Source organism: Caballeronia sp. AZ10_KS36, from assembly GCF_023631105.1.
Lineage (GTDB): Bacteria > Pseudomonadota > Gammaproteobacteria > Burkholderiales > Burkholderiaceae > Caballeronia.
Map to the genome: position 1 here is coordinate 120622 of NZ_JALQDQ010000023.1, position 20284 is coordinate 140905.

The following is a 20284-nucleotide window of genomic DNA, read 5'->3' on the forward strand; positions in this document are numbered from 1 at the left end:
ACTGGCTCTAAGGGCACCAGCGTTGTTTCTGATATACAAGATGCAAAATATGTTGCGTCCTGTTGCGACGCAACATATACTAAAGGCTCTTGAGTGATTTGACTGGAGCCTGAAATGAGCATCGCCTTGTTGGTTGTCGTTGGGATCGCACTGGTTGCCGTGGGTGTGGGCGTTACGTTTATCATTGCGTCGGCGGTGCCGCAGGACATGCTGCAGCGCGCACAGGAACACGGTCGCTTTGCCGGACTCGCGGCGGACGACCAGAACGGCGGTTCGGGCAAGCGCGTCGTCGCGGACCGTCCGCAAATGGGAAACCAAGCCATCAATGCCATCTGATACTCAATCCGTAGACAGACCGGAAGTTCGCCCGAACGGGCTGACGCTCTCGCTGGAGCCGATCAACGCCACGGTTTCGCTGCGCGATCAGGCGTACGCGAAACTGCGGCAGGCGATTGCGGAGGCGGACATCTACCGTTCGCGGGAAGAAATCCGTCTGGACGAAAAAGAGCTGACGGAAGCGTTGGGCGTCTCGCGAACGCCTATCCGCGAGGCCATGACGCTCTTGGAGCAGGAAGGCTTTCTGCGCACGGTGCCGCGCCGCGGGGTGTATATCCTGCGCAAGACCAAGCGCGAGATCGTCGAGATGATTCACATGTGGGCGGCGCTCGAAAGCATGGCGGCGCGCCTTGCCACGCAGCGCGCGACGGACGAGGAAATCGCCCAGCTTCGCCACATGTTCGACAATTTCCGCGACAGCACGCCGGCCGAGCATATCGACGAGTACTCGGAAGCAAATATCGCGTTCCATCAGGCTATCGTGCGGCTGTCGAAGTCGCAGATCATCTTCGACACGATCAAGAACATCTTCGTGCACGTGCGCGCCATCCGGAAGATGACGATCTCGCAGAGCGACCGCGCGTCGCGCTCGATCGTCGATCACATGCGCATCATCGAGGCGCTGGAAAAGCGCGACACCGAGCTCGTCGAGCGGCTCGTGAGGCAGCATTCGCTGGATCTCGCGGCGTTCGTCGAGGCGAACTGCGATTTTCTGGATTGAGATTCGGGCAGCAGGAGCAGTAAAACAGAAGGCCGCAGGCAAATCGCCGTGCGGCCTTTTTTTCATGCGCCCGCAAGACGCGCTAGCGCATCGCCCGCAGCATCGTTTCGCCGAGCGCCGCCGGCGAATCGGCTACGTGGATGCCCGCCGATTTCATCGCGTCGATCTTCGCGCTCGCCGTGCCCGAGCCGCCGGAGATGATCGCGCCCGCGTGGCCCATGCGGCGTCCCGGCGGCGCGGTCGTCCCGGCGATGAAGCCGACCACCGGCTTCTTCGTCTTCGAGTCCTTCAGGAACTGCGCCGCTTCTTCCTCCGCCGAACCGCCGATCTCGCCGATCATGATGATGCCTTCCGTCGCGTCGTCGGCGAGGAAAAGCGACAGGCAGTCGATGAAGTTCGTCCCGTTCACCGGATCGCCGCCAATGCCGATGCACGTCGTCTGGCCGAGCCCGGCCGCGGTCGTCTGCGCGACGGCCTCGTAGGTCAGCGTACCCGAGCGCGACACCACGCCGATCTTCCCCGGCTGATGAATGTGTCCCGGCATGATGCCAATCTTGCACGCGCCCGGCGTGATGACGCCCGGACAGTTCGGCCCGACGAGCCGGCTCGCCGAGCCCGCGAGCGCGCGCTTCATGCGCAGCATGTCGAGCACCGGGATGCCTTCCGTGATGCAGACGATCAGCGGCACGTCGGAGTCGATGGCTTCGAGGATCGCATCGGCGGCGAAGGGCGGCGGCACGTAGATCACGGACGCGTCGGCGCCCGTTTTCGCGACCGCATCGGCCACCGTGTCGAAGACCGGCAGGTCGAGATGCGTCGTGCCGCCCTTGCCGGGCGTGACGCCGCCGACCATCCGCGTGCCGTATGCAATCGCCTGCTCGGAGTGAAAGGTGCCTTGCGCGCCGGTGAAGCCCTGGCAGATCACCTTCGTGTTCTTGTCGATCAAGACGCTCATGGGGGCTTCCTCTCAATGGTGGACGGCGCTGACGATCTTGTCGGCGGCGTCGGCGAGGTTTTCGGCGGAGATGATGGTGAGACCGGACGTGCGCAGGATTTCGCGGCCCGCATCGACATTCGTGCCGGCCAGGCGGACGACGAGCGGCACGCGCAGGTCCACTTCCCGCGACGCCGCGACGACGCCTTGCGCGATCACGTCGCAGCGCATGATGCCGCCGAAGATGTTGACGAGAATGCCTTGCACCTTCGGGTCGCGCAGAATCAGCTTGAACGCGGTCGCGACGCGTTCCTGCGTCGCGCCGCCGCCCACGTCGAGGAAGTTCGCCGGCTCGCCGCCGTATAGCTTGATGATGTCCATGGTGGCCATCGCGAGGCCCGCGCCGTTCACCATGCAGCCGATGCTGCCGTCTAGCTTCACGTAGTTGAGCCCGTGCTTCGCGGCTTCGATTTCGGCGGCGTCTTCTTCGTCTTCGTCGCGCAAGGCTTCGACGTCCGGATGGCGATACAGCGCGTTGTCGTCGAAATTGAGCTTCGCGTCGAGCGCCATGACGTCGCCGGAACCGGTCACCACGAGCGGATTGACCTCGACCACGGATGCGTCGAGTTCCACGAAGGCCTGATACAGCGCGGCGATGAACTTCGACGCCGCTTTCACCTGATTGCCAGAGAGCCCCAGGCCGAACGCAACTTGCCGCGTGTGAAAGGGCTGGAGGCCGGTCGCGGGATCGATCGCGACCTTGAGAATCTTCTCGGGCGTGCGATGCGCGACTTCCTCGATCTCCATGCCGCCTTCGGTCGACGCCATGATCGTGATGCGCGATGTGGCCCGGTCGACGAGCATGCCGAGATACAGCTCGCGCGCGATGTCGCAGCCTTCCTCGATATAGAGGCGCTTGACTTCCTTGCCGGCCGGTCCGGTCTGCTTCGTCACGAGCACGGAGGACAGCATCTTCTGAGCGTTCTCGCGCACGTCTTCCACCGACTTCAGCACGCGCACACCGCCTTTGCCCTCCGGATCGTTGGCAAACCGGCCCGCGCCACGTCCCCCCGCATGAATCTGCGACTTGACGACCCAGACCGGGCCGCCGAGCGCGCTGGCGGCATCCGCGGCCTCCTGCGCCGTGAACGCGACGCGGCCTTGCGGCACCGCGACGCCGTACTTTCGCAGCAGCGCCTTCGCTTGATATTCGTGAATGTTCATTGCGTCTCCTGTTGCGTCCGGCGCGTGCGGACAGCCCGAGCGCTCCGGACGTTGTCGTGGATGCGCGTGACGAATGCAGCGGTCAGCGCTGATATGAGATATATCACATATCAAGATGGCAATGTTAGCTACGGGCCGTTTTGCGTTGCAGCATGAGTGAGCGTGGCACGCCGGGCCTGCCGAGTCGAAAGTCGATCATGCACCGCATCACAGGGTTTTTTCCGATCACAACTTCGTTGACTAATACTGTGTGTGGAATATTGTATATCACAGCAACGGGACAACAGCGCGAGGTCCTGAGCGAAGAACATCACCCCATTCGAGGAGGAGACACCACATGTCCGAAGTCGTCAGCAGCCGTCCGGAAGTCGCTCCAGCCACCACCACCGCCGATGACACGCTCAAGCAAAAGACGCGCGGCGCGGGCGTCATCTCGGGCGGCCATCTCGTTGCGCGCGCCCTCAAGAACGAGGGCGTCGATACCATCTTCACGCTGTGCGGCGGCCACATCATCGATATCTACGACGGCTGCGTCGATGAGGGCATCCGCATCATCGACGTGCGCCACGAGCAGGTCGCCGCGCACGCCGCCGACGGTTACGCGCGTCAGACGGGCAAGCTCGGCTGCGTCGTGACGACGGCCGGCCCCGGCTGCACGAACGCGGTCACGGGCGTCGCCACGGCGTTTCGCTCGGAAAGCCCGATCATCCATATCGGCGGGCAGGGCGCGCTCACGCAGCACAAGATGGGCTCGCTGCAAGACCTCCCGCACGTCGACATGATGTCGCCCATCACCAAGTTCGCGGCGACCGTGCCGAGCACCGAGCGCGTCGCCGACATGGTCTCGATGGCCGCGCGCGAAGCGTTTAACGGCGCGCCCGGCCCGGCGTATCTGGAGATTCCGCGCGACGTGCTGGACCGTGAAATCGACGTCAGCAAGGCCGTGATTCCGCAGCCCGGACGCTATCGCGCATCGACGAAATCGGTGGGCGACCCGAAGGACATCGAAAAGCTCGCCGATCTGCTCGTGAACTCCGAGCGCCCGGCGATTCTCTACGGCCAGCAAGTCTGGACGGCGCGCGGCCACGAAGAAGCCATCGCGCTGCTGCGCGGCCTCGATATTCCCGGCTACTTCAACGGCGCAAGCCGCGGCCTGTTGCCGCCGGGAGATCCGCATCACTTCGACCGCACGCGCTCGCAGGCTTTCGCGAAGGCGGATCTGATCGTGATCGTCGGCACGCCGTTCGATTTCCGCATGGGTTATGGCAAGCGCATCAGCAAAGAGCTGAAGCTGGTGCAGATCGACATGGACTACCGCACGGTCGGCAAGAACCGCGATATCGACCTCGGGCTCGTCGGCGATCCGGGCGCGATTCTCGGCGCGGTGCTGCAAGCCGCGAGCGGCCGGCTGAAGAACGACAAGCGCCAGTCGCGCCAGGCCTGGATGCGCGAACTCGCGGCGGCGGAAGAAACCGCGACCGCCAAGCTCATGCCGCTCTTCACGTCGGATGCAAGCCCGATCCATCCGTACCGCGTCGCGCACGAGATCAACCAGTTCCTATCCGACGACACCATTTATATCGGCGATGGCGGCGACGTCGTCACGATCTCGGCGCAAGCCGTGCGTCCGCGCCGCCCCGGCCAGTGGATGGACCCCGGCGCGCTGGGCTCGCTCGGCGTCGGCACGGGCTTCGCCATCGCGGCGGGTCTCGCTAATCCGGAGAAGGAAGTGCTCTGCTACTACGGCGACGGCGCGTTCTCCATGACCTCGTTCGACATGGAAACGGCCAACCGCTTCGGCGTGCCGTATATCGCGGTGATCGGCAACAACTCGGCAATGAACCAGATTCGCTACGGCCAACTCGCGAAATACGGCGAAGAGCGCGGCAACGTCGGCAATCTGCTCTCGGACGTGCCGTATGGCCGCTTCGCCGAAATGCTCGGCGGCTACGGCGAGGAAGTGTACGAAGCATCGAAGATCGCGGGCGCGTTGCAGCGGGCGCGCGAGTCGATCGCGAAGACGGGCAAGAGCGCGGTCATCAATATCTGGGTCGATCCTACGGTATACGCGCCTGGCACGATGGCCCAGACCATGTACAAATAAAGAACGCGATCGAAGACACAGGGAGACAGCCATGAACACCTCGGGCAAGGCACTGGATGGCGTACGCATCCTCGATTTCACGCACGTTCAATCGGGTCCGACCTGCACGCAGTTGCTGGCGTGGTTCGGCGCGGACGTCATCAAAGTGGAGCGCGCCGGCGCGGGCGACATCACGCGGGAACAACTGCGCGATATCCCCGATGCCGACAGTCTCTACTTCACGATGCTCAACCACAACAAGCGGTCGATCACCATCGACACGAAGAATCCCGAGGGCAAGAAAGTGCTCGAAACGCTCGTCAAGAAGTGCGACGTGCTCGTCGAGAACTTCGCGCCGGGCGCGCTCGATCGCATGGGCTTCACGTGGGAGCGCATCCAGGAGCTGAACCCGGCGATGATCGTGGCCTCCGTCAAGGGCTTCGGGCCGGGGCCGTACGAAGACTGCAAGGTCTACGAGAACGTCGCGCAGTGCGCGGGCGGCGCGGCATCGACCACGGGTTTCGACGACGGCCCGCCGACCGTCACCGGCGCGCAGATCGGCGATTCCGGCACGGGGCTGCATCTCGCGCTCGGCATCGTGACGGCGCTTTATCAGCGCAACCGCACGGGGCGCGGGCAGAAAGTGCTCGCGGCCATGCAGGACGGCGTGCTCAATCTGTGCCGCGTGAAATTGCGCGACCAGCAGCGGCTCGAGCGCACCGGCGTGATGAAGGAGTACCCGCAGTATCCGAACGGCAAGTTCGGCGACGCGGTGCCGCGCGCGGGCAATGCGTCAGGCGGCGGCCAGCCGGGCTGGATTCTCAAGTGCAAGGGCTGGGAAACCGATCCGAACGCGTACATCTACTTCATTACGCAGGCGCCGGTGTGGGGCGAGATCTGCAAGGTCATCGGCAAGGAAGAGTGGATCGAGCATCCGGATTACAAAACGCCGAACGCTCGCCTGCCGCGTCTCAAGGAAATCTTCGCGGAAATCGAGCGCTGGACCATGTCGAAGACCAAGTTCCAGGCGATGGAGATCCTGAACAAGCACGACATTCCCTGCGGCCCGATTCTCTCGATGAAAGAAATCGCCGAAGAACCGTCGCTCAGAAAGACCGGCACGGTCGTGGAAGTGGACCATCCGGTGCGCGGCAAATACCTGACGGTCGGCAACCCGATCAAGCTCTCGGACAGCCCGACGGAAGTCGTGCGCTCGCCGCTGCTCGGCGAACACACGGATGAAGTCATGGCCGAGCTCGGCTACACGCCTGACCAGATCGCCACGCTGAAGAGCCTCGGCGCGATCTGAGCCTTCACTCCCGATGCGCCCTTCGCGCGCTGCCCGCAACGGGCGGCGCGCGGTCCAGACACGTCCTCGAACACACGGAGACACGCCAAAATGAACAGCACGGTCGTCCAGGAACGCAGCGAAACAGTCCAATCTTCCACGCCGGCATCGAACGTCGTGCCGTTGCACGCGGCCGACGCCAAGCGCCGCGTCGCGGAAATCTTCGAGCGGGTGAAGGCCGAGGGCCGCACGTCGCTGACCGCGCCGGAAGGCAAACTCGTCTGCGACGCCTACGGTATCTCGGTGCCGCAGGAAGGCGTCGCGACCAGCGCCGAGGACGCGGCCAAGCTCGCGTCCTTCATCGGCTTCCCCGTGGTGCTGAAGATCGTCTCACCGGAGATTCTGCACAAGACGGAGGCGGGCGGCGTGCTCGTCGGCGTGAAGAACGAAGCGGACGTGAAGGCGGGCTTCGCGACCATCATCGAGAACGCGAAGAAGTACGACGCGAACGCGACCATCGTTGGCGTGCAGGTTCAGCAGATGGTCGGCGCGGGGCAGGAAGTCATCATCGGCGCGGTCACGGACCCGTCGTTCGGCAAGCTGATCGCGTTCGGACTCGGCGGCGTGCTCGTCGAAGTGCTGAAGGACGTGACGTTCCGCTTGGCGCCCGTCACGCGCGAAGAAGCCGCGTCGATGCTCGACGGCATTCAGGCCGCCGATGTCCTGCGCGGCGTGCGCGGTTCGGAGGCCGTGAATCGCGACGCGCTCGTGACGCTGATCGAGCGCGTGTCGCGCCTCGTCGACGACTTCCCGCAAATCTCCGAGATGGACCTGAACCCGGTCTTCGCGAGCCCGAGCGGCGCAGTGGCGGCGGACGTGCGCATCGTGATGGACTTCGAGCCGGCCGAGCCGCGTTATCGCCCGACGCAGGAGCAGATCGTCAGGCAGATGAACCGCATCATGAAGCCGGATGCGGTCGCGGTGATCGGCGCGTCGAACGAGGACGGCAAGATCGGCAACTCGGTCATGAAGAACCTGATCAACGGCGGCTATCAGGGGACCATCTATCCGATCCACCCGAAAGCCGACGAGATCATGGGCCGCAAGGCGTACAAGAGCGTGAAAGACGTGCCGGGCGTGATCGACGTGGCCGTGTTCGCGATTCCCGCCAAGTTCGTCGCGCAGGCGCTGGTGGAGGTGGGCGAGAAGCAGATTCCCGGCGCGGTGCTGATTCCGTCCGGCTTCGCCGAAACGGGCAATCAGGAGGGGCAGGAAGAGCTCGTGCGCATTGCGCGTCAGTACGACATCCGCATGATGGGCCCGAACATCTACGGCTTTTACTACACGCCGAAGAACCTGTGCGCGACGTTCTGCACGCCGTACGACGTGAAGGGCAAGGCGGCGCTCTCGTCGCAATCGGGCGGCATCGGCATGGCGATCATCGGCTTTTCGCGTTCGGCGAAGATGGGCGTGTCGGCCATCGTCGGCCTCGGCAACAAGAGCGATATCGACGAGGACGATCTGCTCACGTTCTTCGAGCAAGACGACAACACCGAGATCATCGCGCAGCACTGCGAAGATCTGAAGGATGGGCGTTCCTTCGCGGAAGCCGCGCGGCGCGTGTCGAAGAAAAAGCCGGTCGTCGTGCTGAAGGCGGGCAGAACGAGCTTGGGCGCGCGCGCGGCAAGTTCGCACACCGGCGCGCTCGCGGGCAACGACAAGATCTACGAGGACGTGTTCGCGCAATGCGGCGTGATCCGCGCGCGGTCGCTGCGCGATCTGCTCGAATTCGCGCGCGGCATTCCGAAGCTGCCGACGCCGAAGGGCGAGAACACGGTCATCATCACGGGCGCGGGCGGCTCGGGCGTGCTGCTCTCGGACGCCTGCGTGGACAACGGCCTTTCGCTGATGACCATGCCCGACGATCTCGACGCCGCGTTCCGCAAGTTCATCCCGCCGTTCGGCGCGGCGGGCAATCCGGTCGATATCACGGGCGGCGAGCCGCCGACCACGTACAAGAACACCATCAAGCTCGGGCTGGAAGACGACCGCATCCATTCGATCATTCTCGGCTACTGGCACACGATCATCACGCCGCCGATGGTCTTCGCCAAACTCGTGATCGAAGTGAAGGAGGAGATGAAGGCGCGCGGCATCGAGAAGCCGATCGTGGCGTCGCTGGCCGGCGACGTGCAGGTGGAGGAGGCCGCCGAGTATCTGTACGAACACGGCGTGCCGGCCTACGCGTATTCGACCGAGTTGCCCGTCGCGGTGCTCGGCGCGAAATACAAGTGGGCGCGCGGCGCGGGCCTGATCTGATCCGGGAATACGGCGTGGGCCGCGGCTCGCGCCTACAACGCGCCGACAACTAAGGACTTCCGTGACCACCTGGATACGTTTTCGCGATGCCGACGGGCATATCGGCTTCGGCACGCTCGACGAGCGCTCGGGCCGCGTCGTTCAGCACGACGGCGCGCTGTTCGACCAGCCGCGCCCGACCGACATCTCCTTTCCCGTGGACGACCTCACGCTGCTCGCGCCCTGCGAGCCGAGCAAGGTCATCGCGCTCTGGAACAACTATTACGCGCTCTCGCAGAAGCTCGACAAGGCGCCGCCGCAGCATCCGCTCTTTCTGATCAAGCCGCCGATGTCGGTGATCGGGCCGAACGAATCGATTCGCCGGCCGAAGAATTATCACGGCAAGATCGCCTACGAGGGTGAACTGGGCATCGTGATCGGCAAGGCGGTGTCGTGCGCGTCGGTGGAAGAAGCCGAGGATGCGATTTTCGGTTTTACCTGCGTGAACGACGTCACCGCGATCGAACTGCTTCAGGAAGATCCCAACTTCGCGCAGTGGTGCCGCTCGAAGGGCTTCGACACGTTCACGTGCCTCGGGCCGGGAATCGTCAGCGGTTTCGACTGGCGCAGCGCGAATGTCGTGACCACGGTGGAAGGCGTCGAGCGCCAGAACTACCCGCTCGACGACATGATTTTCTCGCCCGCCGAGCAAGTGAGCCTCATTTCGCACGACATGTCGCTCGCGCCCGGCGACGTGATCGCGTGCGGCACGTCCATCGGCGTCGGGTCGATCAAGGACGGCGCGCGCGTCGATGTATCGATCGCGGGGATCGGCACGTTGTCGAATGTGCTCGCCGCGTAGAGCGTAATACCGCCACAAACGACAAAGCCGGCGCGCGAGACGCCGGCTTTGTCGCTCGAAGGCGTGCGCGCTGCCTTAACCGGCAGCGCGTCGCGCTTGAAGACTACCGATCGCGATTCCACAACGCGCCCAGCAGGAACCCGACGGCCGCAGCAATCAGAACGCCGTTGATCGGCTGATCCGAGACGACACTGCGAACGTTGTCGAGCGTCTGCCCGTACGTCTGCTGCAGCGAGCCGAGCGCCTGACGCGCCTTGCCCTCCACCTGCGTGCCCGAATCGCCCGTCAGAGCGCCGACCGCGTCCTGCACCTTGCCGACCACGTTTTGAGCCGTGCCTTCCACTTGATCTTGCACCATGGTGCCTCCCATTCTCGTTGAAGCGGTTTGCGTTGGTATTGCCCCGTTACTGCTTCGAATCAACCGGCAGCGCCGGAACGGACGATAGAGCACGCTTCGTGCCCACCGCGCCGCCCGCTCACCTGCGGCTCGCCAGATCCGCCACCAGCGTGAGCAAATCGTCGATGGAAAGCGGCTTTCTGCGGAACCGCGCGTCGGGATGATCGAGTTCCGGCGCGTTCGCGGCGGCGCTCATCAGAATAACCGGCACCTTGTTGAGCGTATCGCTTTGCGCGAGACTGCGGATCAACTCGACGCCGTCCATGTGCGGCATCATCCAGTCGGTAATGATGATGTCCGGCGCGTTCATGTTGGCGGCATCGAGCGCAATGCGTCCGTTGGACGCCGTCGTCACCTCGTAGCCTTCCATCTCCAGCACGAGCCGCCAGGTGGTCAGGATGTCGAATTCGTCGTCGACGACAAGGATCTTTTTCATGTGCGCGGGCCGGGATCCGACACGGACAGCGCAGGGGAGAGCGACGGATGGCCGGACAGGATGCCTGTCGGCCCGATGAAGCTCTCCGTGATGTGCAGGCCGCGCGCATCGATCGTCAGGCGGCGAATGCCGGAATCGTGCGCGCTCTCGCGCTGCTTGACGACGGACACCATGCGGTAGAGCGCGGAATTCGCCTCGACATAGCGCATGAGGACGATGTTCTCGGTCATCGCCGACGCGCGCATGGTGCTGGGCGGCGCGGATTCGCCGTAGAGCGGCAGTTCCTCGGTGACGATGGTCGTGACGCCGGCCTCGCGCAGTCGCAAAGTGAGCGCGTTCAGGAACAGCCCGAAACGTTCCGCGCGGTTCGCCGACTGCTGAAAGCCGTCGATGCCGTCCACCACGAGCCGCGATGCATTCGTGCGCGCGACGACGTCGAGCAGTTGCGCCGCGAGTTCGTCGATGGAAAGTTCCACCGCCGAATGCCACTCGATCGCAAGGCGCCCGTCCTTCGCCGCGTCGGTCAGATCGATATTGACCGACCGCGCCTTTGCAATCAGCCGGGCTGGCGATTCGTACAGACCGAAATAGACGCAATGCTCGCCGCGTTCGACGCCCGCCTGCAGGAACTTGAGCCCGAGCAGCGTCTTGCCGACACCGGAAGGCCCGACGAGCGTCGTCGTCGAGCCGCGCGCCACGCCGCCGCCCATCATGCGGTCGAACTCGGGAAAACCGAACGACAGCTTCGTATCGTAGTGGCGTGGCGCGTGCTGGTTCGCGCGCGAAGCCTCGAGACGCGGATACGCGACGAGGCCGTTGTTCGAGATGCTGAAGAAGTGCTTGCCGAGCAGATGGTCGCGGGCGCGCAGCTTATGCACTTCGATCTCGCGCGCGCGGCGCATGCCGGTGCTGAAGCGGTTCAGTTCGATCAGTCCATCGACGAGCGTGTGCTCCGGATGCGGCTCGTTGCCCGAGAGCGGAGCGAGAATCAGCGTGGTGCAGCGGGCCGCGCTGACGAACGCCGAAAGCTCGTGGATGAACTGCGAGAGTTCCAGTTCCGTCGAGCTGAACTCGCGCGCGCTGCGAAAGCCGTCGATCACCATGAAGCGCGGGCGGCTCGACTTGATCGTGGAAGCGATCAGCGCGAGAAAGCCGGAAAGGCCGTCGCGCATGAGTTCGTGATAGCCGCTCACGAAAAGCATGCGGCCGGAAATGGCGTTGGCGTCGTAGAAGGACAGCGCGCGCAAATGCGAGAGCAGCTTGGTGTGCGATTCCGCGATGAGCGTGACGTACAGCACCTTGTCGCCTTGCGCGACGCGATGAAAGCCGATCTGTGACGAAAGAATCGTCTTGCCGGCGCCCGCCATGCCTTCGATCATGTAGAGCCCGCCCCCGACAAAGCCGCCGCCGAGTATTTCGTCCAGGCCCGGGACGCCCGTGGTGACGTTGTCGTCGTTCGCGGGGCGCTCGGGTGCAGGTTCGGAGGGGAGATTGTCGTCTTGGCTCATGAAATTTTCGTTTTTACTCGCCGAAGCGGCTCGTACAGAACGCGAATTATGGCTGACTATGGGCAACATGTCGCCGTTTGAATCGCTCGCATTCGCGCGCGGGCTTTGTGGAGCGGCTCGATTACGGTCCGCGCCGCCGGCGCAAGCGGTCCTCACGAGTGCGTTGCGCTTCGGCCTTGCATATTCCGAGCCCGTGGCTTCCATGCCCGCTTTGTCCCGGACAATGGCAGTTTGAGAACCGTCTCATGGGCGGCGGACGTCGCCGCTGGTCAAATACGCTCCTCGATGTCGTAGAGCCGCGCGTTCTCCGGCTCCGCCTCCCGGCGCGTCGCGCCAGCCTCTGCTTTCCTCGCCATGAACCGTTCGCACTCGATCTGGAGCGCCGTCGCGCTCGCCGCCTGTCTCACTTCTTACCTGCTCTCGTCCGCTACGCCTTCACGAGCCGCCGAGCCCTTGCCGGACCCGCATATTCTTTCGGCTGTGCCGTTTGTTTTCACCGCCGATAGCGGCATTTTCTCGCCGATGCCCGTTTCACCTACGGACTCGCGCATATTTTCTCCGCTTCAAGCGCCGGGTAATCGCGAAACGGTGAACATATCGGAAGCGAGAAACAAGCGTCCGCAATTCGCATAACGCCGCTCTAAAACCGGCTCGCATTCATCGCGGCGTCTCGTCATAATCCAGGCTGATTCCATCTGTCGATGGCCTGGGAAGATTGCAATGAAACGCGTGGCTGTTTCGAAACTGGCGCTGACCGTGGGCTTTTGCGCGTTATCGATGAGCGTCGGCGCCGCGCCCGTCGAAGCACAATCCGCCCGCGCGCCCGATACGCCGGCCAATGCGCCGCTCTCTAACGGCGACGTCGCGGAATTAGAAGCGTTGACCCGCGACGGCAAGCTCATCGTTCTGCGGAAAACCGTGAACGGCAGTTACGGCGCGAGCCTCGCGTATTATCGCGAGCAAATGACGTATTACGCTGCGTTGTTTCAACTCGACAAATTCTGGCGCGTATTGAAGACGCAAAACGAGGCGCGCGCCGAATCGGTTTATTCGGATTTCGCGAAGTCGTCGGTGACGCTGGCCGATGCGGAAATTCGCCGCATCAAGCTCGAAGCGGAAACGGCTTTCGCCCAGCGGCAGATCGCCGCGCAACAGGAGCGCGCGAATCGCTTGCAGGCTGATCTCGATGTCGCTCACGCGCAGCAAAGCGAAGTGGCGAGTCATCAGCAAGCGGAGCAGGACGCTATTCGCCAATTGCGCACCGAGCAGGCGGCGGCGCAGGCACAGCTTCGCGCGCTGCAATTGCGCGTGCAGGAGTTGCAGAAGCAGGCCGACGGCGATCTTTCCGCAACGGGAAAATAACGACTCATTCGCGACTCGGAAAAGTTCGAGAAATTTGGGATTTATCCCGGCGGGAAATGCAAAACGCGTTGCTAGAATCGCAACGCTTCAAAACGCCCGCTTTCATTCAAGCCGGGAAACATCAGGCGTCATGCCGTATTACATAGCGCGCCTGAATCCAGATCTCGCGTTCTCCAATCGAATCAAAGATGCCTAAGAAAACCGTTGCCGCCGTTCTCGCTGCCGCCGCTGTGCTCGCAGGTTGCTCCACCACTTCCGGGCCCACGTTCAATGTCAATGAAATCCAGACATCGAGCGGGCAGAAGGCGTTTCGTGCCGAATGCTACGGCGTATTCCAGAACGGCAGTTCGTGCATGCAAGCCGCGCAGAAAATGTGTGGAAATCAGCCGGTCAATGTGTTGCAAAACGTAGAAGGCACGAATGCGCCGGGCAACGCGGGCGAAGTCGTCTTCACGTGCGGGATGCCGCAGCAAGCCCCGGTTGCGCAGACGCCCGTTCAGCAGGCCGAGCCGCAGCCGGTGGTCGCCGCGACGCCGGTCATCGCGCCGGTGCGCAAGGTCACGCTCGACGAGAAGACCAATTTCGCGTTCGATAGCGCGCAACTCACGCCGAAAGCCCGCGCCATTCTCGACAAGCTCATCGCCGAAGGTCGCGGCGTGACGTTCTCGTCCGTCGTGGTGCAGGGTTATACGGATTCCATCGGTTCGGCGTCGTACAACGTCGCATTGTCGCAGCGCCGCGCGCGCGCCGTGCTCGAGTACCTGAAGACCCACGGCCTGCAAGCGCAGGACTTCGCGACGAAGGCTTACGGCGAGTCCAACCCGATCGCATCGAACGCGACGAGCGCCGGCCGTGCCGAGAACCGTCGCGTGGAAGTCGTGCTGACGCAATAACGCGCTCAGGCGTCGCCAATTTAGGAAGCTCGCGGTCCGCACGGTCCGCGAGCTTTTTTTCGTCGTCGCGACGCTCAGAAGAGGGCGAGTTGCTCGCGTCCCCGGCCGCCTTCGAGCGTCAGGAGCGATCGTTTTCGGTCCACGCCGCCGGCGTAGCCCGTCAACTCGCCGTCGCCGCCGATCACGCGATGACACGGCACGATGATCGCCACCGGATTGCGCCCGTTCGCGCCGCCCACGGCCCGCGATGCGCCGGGCGGCAAGCCGAGCCGCCGCGCGAGATCGCCGTAAGTCCACGCATCGCCGAAAGGAATCTGACGCAAAAGGTCCCAGACCTGCTGCTGAAACGGCGTGCCGCGCAGCCTGACCGGCACTGAAAACGTCAGCCGCTCACCGGCGAAATACTCGGCGATTTCATCGCACGCGGCTTCGATCACGCGCGGCGCGGGCCGGCCGTCGTGGACAATCGCGTGCGGCGGCAGCCCGGCGGGAAAGTGCTTCTGCCCGACGAAAAAGAGGCCGGTCAGATGCGCGTCCTCGGCGCGATACAGAATGGGGCCGAGCGGACTCGGGCGGACGTGGCATTCGATCACGCTGCGCTCTCGTGACGCGCGATGCCGTCAGATGAACGGATTGTCGGCCGTGCCGGTGGGCGCGGGCGGCTCGTCCGGCAGCTTCGCCGGGAGGTGCGCGTCCCTCGCGAGCGACTCGACGATGGCGCCGAGCGCGTCGTGCAGCGCCTTCGCGGCGGCGAGGCCGGCCTGGTCCCGCGCGATGGTCAGATCGCCGCTGATCGTCACGCGCGTCTTGCCGTTGACGATGTTGATGGCGTCGCCCGCGATGTTCAGGGCGTCGGTATCGTTGGCAAAGGGCTTAAACACCTCTCAATCCTCCAATTCGTTTGTCTTTGAGCGCGTCCGGAATGCCGGGAAACGCGAGACCGCTCATGGCTTCGAGTTCGCGCACGGTCTTCATCGTATAGGTATTCGTCGGCGTGTTCTCGACGACCACCGCGAACGCAACTTGCCGCTGCGGCAAATACACGACCTTGTACAACTGCGTCGGCACGAACACGCGCGATTCGCCGATCGTCTGCAACTGCCGGCCCGAGAACAGCGGACCGGTGACGACGTACGCCTCGCCCGATTCCTCCGTGAGCCGGCGCACCGCCTGCTCGATGCGCGACCAGATGCGCCGGTTGTTCGACGGGTCCTGCGGCACGATGTTCGCGAGCGAGAACGATTCGGCCATGCCCTGCTTGCTCGCGCGGTCGCCCGCCGGGCTCATGTGGCCGCGGTCGTAGCCGCTGCGCTTGTAGTCGTCGAGTTGCGCGCTGTCGCCGCGCGGCAGCCGCTTGTCGACGAAGAAGCGATTGGTGCGCGTGTTGTCCTTCGCGTCATCGACGCTCTGCGCCGTGAGATGTTCCGCCGACCACAGCGGCCCGTGCGTGACGCCCGAGTGCAGGAGCGCGAAGTCCGAATAGCAGATTTCCTGCGTGGACGCGCGCATCTTCGCGTTCGTCACGACCGGTTCGCGCCCGGACGGGCTGAACTGAGGGCAGTCGTTCGCGACCGCGCTGATGCACACGGCGCCGAGCAGCGCGGCGACGAGTGCCTTGAACCTTGCTTGCATGCTTTGAAAATCCCGACTGATTGCGATGCCCTGAAACGCCCCCGGCTGCGCTCGATTCGACGCGCGGTCAGCGAGGGCGGCACAGTATAAGGGCTTGCCGCGCGCTAGAATCGCTCGGGCCATTCATCTCGATAAAAACAGCCCATGAAATCGATGCCTCTCTTCGCGCGGTCCTTGCTGCTTGCTTTCGCTTGCTGTGTTTCGTCGATGACTGCAGCGCCCGCATCCGCCGATGAACCCGCGTACGGTCCCGAGTTGCAGGGCTTTGACTATCCGTATCCGGTCGCACGCTTTGCGTTCACGTCACAGCGGCAGGTGCTGCGCATGGCGTATATGGACGTGCATCCGGCGCATCCGAACGGGCGCACCGCGGTGCTGCTGCACGGCAAGAACTTCTGCGCGGCGACGTGGAAAGAGACGATCGAGACGTTGTCCGATGCGGGCTATCGTGTGATTGCGCCGGATCAGATCGGCTTTTGCAAGTCGACGAAGCCCGAGCGGTATCAGTACAGCTTCCAGCAACTGGCGCGCAACACGCACGCGCTGCTCGGCGCGCTCGGCGTGAATCGCGCGACGCTGATCGCGCACTCGACGGGCGGCATGATCGCGGTTCGATACGCGCTCATGTATCCGCAGGAGACCGAGCAACTGGCGCTCGTCAATCCGATCGGGCTAGAGGACTGGAAGGCGAAGGGCGTGCCGTCCATTTCCATCGACGACTGGTATGCGCGCGAGCTCAAGACGAGCGCCGAGGGCATTCGCAATTACGAGAAGAACACGTATTACGCGGGCCAGTGGCGCGACGACTACGAGCCGTGGGTGCAGATGCTCGCGGGCATGTATCGCGGGCCGGGGAAGGATATCGTCGCGTGGAATTCGGCGCTGCTGTACGACATGATCTATACGCAGCCCGTTGTCTACGAATTCGATAAGTTGAAGACGCCGACGCTATTGCTGATCGGCGACAAAGACACGACGGCCATCGGCAAGGATCTCGCGCCGCCCGACATTCGCGCGACGCTCGGGCGCTATCCCGAATTGGCGAAACGGGCGAAGGAGCGGATTCCGAACGCGACGCTCGTCGAGTTTCCGGACGCCGGTCACGCGCCGCAGATGCAGGAGCCGGCGGTGTTTCATAAGGCGTTGTTGGAGGGGCTCGCGGCGCTGCAACCGAAAGCCGAATGACGCTTCACCGCGATTCGCCCGCGCACGACGCCCGCTCGACCGAAGGCAGCTGAACCAACAGCGTGACGCCTCGCGCGACCATGAAAACGGTGAGCGCGAGCCATAGCCCGTGATTGCCGAGCGCGCCCGTGAAGACCCACGCCGCGACCAGAAAGACGACGGCCGATGCGGCCATCGCGCGCATCAGTTCGCGCGTGCCGGTCGCGCCGATGAACACGCCGTCGAGTTGAAACCCGGCGACGGACACGAGCGGCAGAATCGCCGCCCACGGCAGGAAGCGCAGCGCCGCCGCGCGCACGGCCGCCTGATCCGTCAGCCGTCCGATGATCCATTCGCCGCCCAGCCAATAGACGACGGAAAAGCCCGCCGCGCCGATGGCCGACCACAGCATCGTCACCCTGACGGCCTGACGGAACGCGTGTCGGTCGCGCGCACCGGCGGCCGCGCCGACCAGCGCTTCGGCGGCGTGCGCGAAGCCGTCGAGCCCGAATGCCATGAAGGTCTGGAAGTTCAGCAGAAGGGCGTTCGCGGCGAGAATCGTGTCGCCCTGACGCGCGCCGACGTGCGCGAACCAGCCGAACGCGCCGAGCAGACACAGCGTGCGCACGAAGATGTCGCGGTTGAGGGCGATGAGGCGCCTGATCGCGCGTGCATCGATCAGACTGCGGAGCGCGAGCGGCGGCAAACCAGGCTCGCGCAGACGCCAGAGAATCGCGAGACCGAACACGAAGCCGCCAAAGTCCGCGAAGGCGGTCGCCGCGCCGATGCCCGCAATGCCCCAGCCGAAGCGATACACGAAGAGCAGCACCGCGACGATGTTCGCCGCGTTGATGAACACCTGCGTCGCGAGCGCGAGCCGCACGCGCTGGCAGCCGAGCAGATAGCCGAGCACCGCGTAGTTGCCGAGCGCGAACGGCGCGGCCCAGATGCGCGCGTGGCAATACGCGCTCGCCGTCTGCTGCACGGCCGCGCTGCCGCCGAGCGCGGCGAGCGCATAGCGGATGATCGGCGCTTGCAGCGCGAGCACGGCCACGCCGATCGCGAGCGCCAGCATCAGCGCGCGCAGCACGTGTGCGCGCAGCGCGGCGGCATCGCGCGCGCCGAACGCCTGCGCCACCAATCCCGTCGTGCCCATGCGCAGAAAGCCGAAGCCCCAGAACACGAAGCTGAAGACGAGCCCGCCGAGCGCCACGCCGCCGAGATACTGCGGGCCGTCGAGATGGCCGGCGACGGCGGTATCGACCGCGCCGAGAATCGGCTGCGTCAGATTCGAGAGGACGATGGGAAAGGCGAGCGTCAGGACGCGGCGATGCCAGTGCGTGGGCAGGGCGGCGCGTTGCGAGGAATCGTCGGGAGCGGTCAAGTGGGCTTCGAAGGGCGTCGGTGGGAAACGCGACATTGTCGTCAGCGCAGGGCGACGGCGCAACGTCCGGGCCCAGCCGATAATGCGATTCCAGTCAGCGCCTTCGCCCTGCGATGAGAACTCTCCTGCTGTATGTCGCGACCGCCATAGCCGAAATCGCGGGCTGCTATTTCCCGTACCGATGGCTCAAAGGCGGCGGCTCGCCGTGGCTGATCGTGCCGGGCGCGCTGTCGCTCGCGCTTTTCGCGTGGCTCTTGACCTTGCACGATGCCGCCGCCGGACGCGTCTACGCGGCGTATGGCGGCGTCTATATCGGCGTGGCGATTGCGTGGCTGTGGGCGGTCGAGCGCATCCGGCCGAGCGCGTGGGACGTGGCAGGCGCGGCGATCGCGCTCGTCGGCATGTGCGTGATCGCCTTTCAGCCGCGTTGACGCGTCACGTCGGCATCACGCTTCGAGCGCGAGCAGCGCGAACGTCGCGAGCCAGTGCTCGCCCATGTAGTCGCCCGCGACGTGTTCTATGCCGGACGCGAGGTGCTCGGCGGCGCTCGCTTCGAGCACGGCGACGCGCGCATCACCGGGCGGCAGCGCCCGCGCGATCGTGCGCTGGCACCACGCGCGGCTCAAATTCAGGCCGTCGAGATGCGCGAGCTTGCCGTCGCTGCGGTCCGTGACGGTGGCGGGCACGAACAGCGTCGCCGGTTCCCGGTCGGCGAGGCGCAGCAGGAAGGCATCGAGCCAGCCGACGAAGCGCGCTTCGGGCAGAACGTGGCGCATGAGCACCGCTTCCATCAGCGCAGGCGACAGAAACTCGTCGCCCGCAGGCTCCCACGCCTGACACCCCGCGTCGTTCTCGAACCAGCGCCTCGCGGTTTCGACGAGCAGCCGTTCGAACGACGCATTGCCGACGGCGCGCGCGTAGCCGAGCGAAAGCGTCAACGCGAACGCCATGTTGAAATGCGTGCCCACGCGCAGCGGATACGTCGACTTCGGCAGGAACTCCGTGAAGCGATCGACGAACGCATCAGCGAGCGGTTGCAGCGTGCGCGCCCAGCGCGCGCCGTCGTCCGACTGCATCGCGTGCAAGTGGCCCGCGAGCGCAAGCAGCCACGCCCAGCCGTACGGCCGCTCGAAACCACGCGACGCGGGGCGCTGCAGATAAGCGACTTCGGCGGCGACGTTCGCCTCGGTGAAATGCTCGTCGATGACCGCGCGAATGCGTCCGGCTTCGGGCAGGTCGGGAAAGCGGTCGAAGAGGCGCGCGATCAGCCAGTAGCCGTGCACGCACGAATGCCAGTCGAAGCTGCCGTAGAAGATCGGATGCAGCGCGCGCGGGCTTTGCGCGTCGGCATCGCTCGCCAGCACGTGATCGAGCTTGTTGGGGTACTCGCGCGTCAAATGGCCGAGCGCCACTTGCGCGAACTTCGACGCGAGCGCGGCGTCGAGCGTGACCGGTTTCTGCTTGTCCATGCAAACCTCGCGTTTCCGTTATCCGATTCGGCCTGAAACCGAGACTTTATCGATAAATGCTCGATAAAGTCTCTCATTGGGGAAATCACCTAGCCGTGTGCGACAAGAACGCCGCTCGTCCGCCGCCCGCCGTGCCTACACTCGTTGCAAGCTGCCGGAAGGGCTTCGCGCCGATCACGTGGCACGCGGTTTGGGGGGGGGGGGGGGGGGCGGGGGGGGGGTGGGGTGGGCCCCCCCCCCCGAGAGCCTTTGGGGCCGCCGGGGGGGGCGCGGGGGCGCTTAGAACACCAAAA

Annotated in this window: 20 protein-coding genes; 10 read left to right on the forward strand and 10 right to left on the reverse strand. The window is 64.5% G+C overall.

Annotation, left to right across the window (positions count from 1 at the left end; all coding sequences use genetic code 11):
* Positions 1 to 114: 114 nt before the first annotated feature.
* On the forward strand, positions 115 to 336 hold the full coding sequence (locus tag NCR35_RS15065; RefSeq protein WP_250534950.1) for a hypothetical protein: 222 nt from the start codon (positions 115 to 117) through the stop codon (positions 334 to 336).
* Positions 326 to 1057: a GntR family transcriptional regulator gene (locus tag NCR35_RS15070; RefSeq protein ID WP_175941041.1), complete on the forward strand. Its 732-nt coding sequence runs from the start codon at positions 326 to 328 to the stop codon at positions 1055 to 1057. The genes NCR35_RS15065 and NCR35_RS15070 overlap by 11 nt, the downstream gene beginning before the upstream one ends.
* 82 nt (positions 1058 to 1139) lie before the next feature.
* Here NCR35_RS15070 and sucD read toward each other — a convergent pair whose 3' ends face one another.
* Together sucD and sucC are read right to left on the reverse strand one after the other, a co-directional pair.
* Complete coding sequence (gene sucD, locus NCR35_RS15075) at positions 1140 to 2012, reverse strand: succinate--CoA ligase subunit alpha (protein WP_250534951.1); 873 nt, start codon at positions 2010 to 2012, stop codon at positions 1140 to 1142.
* A gap of 12 nt (positions 2013 to 2024) precedes the next feature.
* The gene (gene sucC, locus NCR35_RS15080) at positions 2025 to 3215 is read right to left on the reverse strand and encodes an ADP-forming succinate--CoA ligase subunit beta (RefSeq protein WP_250534952.1); all 1191 of its coding nucleotides are present in this window, start codon (positions 3213 to 3215) and stop codon (positions 2025 to 2027) included.
* 337 nt (positions 3216 to 3552) lie between these two features.
* On the opposite strand from sucC, the gene NCR35_RS15085 reads away from it, so the two are divergent.
* From NCR35_RS15085 to NCR35_RS15100, 4 genes are all read left to right on the forward strand, one after another.
* Entirely contained in the window at positions 3553 to 5319 is a 1767-nt protein-coding gene (locus NCR35_RS15085; protein ID WP_250500279.1) for a thiamine pyrophosphate-binding protein, read from the forward strand.
* Between the two features lie 31 nt (positions 5320 to 5350).
* A complete protein-coding gene (gene frc / locus NCR35_RS15090; RefSeq protein WP_175941045.1) occupies positions 5351 to 6607 on the forward strand; it encodes a formyl-CoA transferase in 1257 nt (418 codons plus the stop codon).
* Between the two features lie 90 nt (positions 6608 to 6697).
* A complete protein-coding gene (locus tag NCR35_RS15095) occupies positions 6698 to 8905 on the forward strand; it encodes an acetate--CoA ligase family protein (RefSeq protein WP_250534953.1) in 2208 nt (735 codons plus the stop codon).
* A gap of 61 nt (positions 8906 to 8966) precedes the next feature.
* Positions 8967 to 9746 (forward strand): fumarylacetoacetate hydrolase family protein, encoded by a 780-nt coding sequence (locus NCR35_RS15100; RefSeq protein WP_250534954.1) that lies wholly within the window; start codon positions 8967 to 8969, stop codon positions 9744 to 9746.
* Positions 9747 to 9849: 103 nt separating this feature from the next.
* Here NCR35_RS15100 and NCR35_RS15105 read toward each other — a convergent pair whose 3' ends face one another.
* The 3 genes from NCR35_RS15105 to NCR35_RS15115 form a co-directional block, all read right to left on the reverse strand.
* Positions 9850 to 10104, reverse strand: coding sequence for a CsbD family protein (locus NCR35_RS15105; protein ID WP_244816874.1), 255 nt, complete (start codon positions 10102 to 10104; stop codon positions 9850 to 9852).
* Between the two features lie 118 nt (positions 10105 to 10222).
* Positions 10223 to 10579, reverse strand: coding sequence for a response regulator (locus tag NCR35_RS15110; RefSeq protein WP_250534955.1), 357 nt, complete (start codon positions 10577 to 10579; stop codon positions 10223 to 10225).
* Entirely contained in the window at positions 10576 to 12087 is a 1512-nt protein-coding gene (locus NCR35_RS15115; RefSeq protein ID WP_250534956.1) for an ATPase domain-containing protein, read from the reverse strand. Before NCR35_RS15115 ends, NCR35_RS15110 begins: the two co-directional genes overlap by 4 nt.
* A 720-nt stretch (positions 12088 to 12807) precedes the next feature.
* Between NCR35_RS15115 and NCR35_RS15120 the strand changes: the two genes are divergently transcribed.
* Complete coding sequence (locus NCR35_RS15120) at positions 12808 to 13449, forward strand: DUF2968 domain-containing protein (protein WP_250534957.1); 642 nt, start codon at positions 12808 to 12810, stop codon at positions 13447 to 13449.
* 188 nt (positions 13450 to 13637) lie between these two features.
* Positions 13638 to 14342, forward strand: a complete 705-nt coding sequence (locus NCR35_RS15125; protein ID WP_250534958.1) for an OmpA family protein — start codon at positions 13638 to 13640, stop codon at positions 14340 to 14342.
* Between the two features lie 74 nt (positions 14343 to 14416).
* On the opposite strand, the gene NCR35_RS15130 is transcribed toward NCR35_RS15125, so the two are convergent.
* The 3 genes from NCR35_RS15130 to NCR35_RS15140 are packed head-to-tail and all read right to left on the reverse strand — an operon-like array spanning position 14417 to position 15974.
* A complete protein-coding gene (locus tag NCR35_RS15130) occupies positions 14417 to 14935 on the reverse strand; it encodes a methylated-DNA--[protein]-cysteine S-methyltransferase (protein ID WP_250534959.1) in 519 nt (172 codons plus the stop codon).
* A gap of 27 nt (positions 14936 to 14962) precedes the next feature.
* On the reverse strand, positions 14963 to 15223 hold the full coding sequence (locus tag NCR35_RS15135) for a hypothetical protein (protein ID WP_250534960.1): 261 nt from the start codon (positions 15221 to 15223) through the stop codon (positions 14963 to 14965).
* A complete protein-coding gene (locus NCR35_RS15140; protein WP_244849873.1) occupies positions 15216 to 15974 on the reverse strand; it encodes a DNA/RNA non-specific endonuclease in 759 nt (252 codons plus the stop codon). The genes NCR35_RS15135 and NCR35_RS15140 overlap by 8 nt, the downstream gene beginning before the upstream one ends.
* A 207-nt stretch (positions 15975 to 16181) precedes the next feature.
* Between NCR35_RS15140 and NCR35_RS15145 the strand changes: the two genes are divergently transcribed.
* Positions 16182 to 17159: an alpha/beta fold hydrolase gene (locus NCR35_RS15145; protein WP_250534961.1), complete on the forward strand. Its 978-nt coding sequence runs from the start codon at positions 16182 to 16184 to the stop codon at positions 17157 to 17159.
* A 4-nt stretch (positions 17160 to 17163) separates the two neighbouring features.
* Here NCR35_RS15145 and NCR35_RS15150 read toward each other — a convergent pair whose 3' ends face one another.
* Positions 17164 to 18558 (reverse strand): MATE family efflux transporter, encoded by a 1395-nt coding sequence (locus NCR35_RS15150; protein WP_502801679.1) that lies wholly within the window; start codon positions 18556 to 18558, stop codon positions 17164 to 17166.
* 77 nt (positions 18559 to 18635) lie between these two features.
* Here NCR35_RS15150 and NCR35_RS15155 point away from each other — a divergent pair, with 77 nt between their 5' ends.
* Positions 18636 to 18953, forward strand: coding sequence for a YnfA family protein (locus NCR35_RS15155; protein WP_250534963.1), 318 nt, complete (start codon positions 18636 to 18638; stop codon positions 18951 to 18953).
* A gap of 15 nt (positions 18954 to 18968) precedes the next feature.
* Here the strand turns inward: NCR35_RS15155 and NCR35_RS15160 are convergent, their stop codons facing one another.
* Positions 18969 to 19991 carry a DUF2891 domain-containing protein gene (locus NCR35_RS15160; protein WP_250534964.1) on the reverse strand — a complete coding sequence of 341 codons (1023 nt, stop codon included), beginning with the start codon at positions 19989 to 19991 and terminating at the stop codon, positions 18969 to 18971.
* Positions 19992 to 20284: the final 293 nt, after the last annotated feature.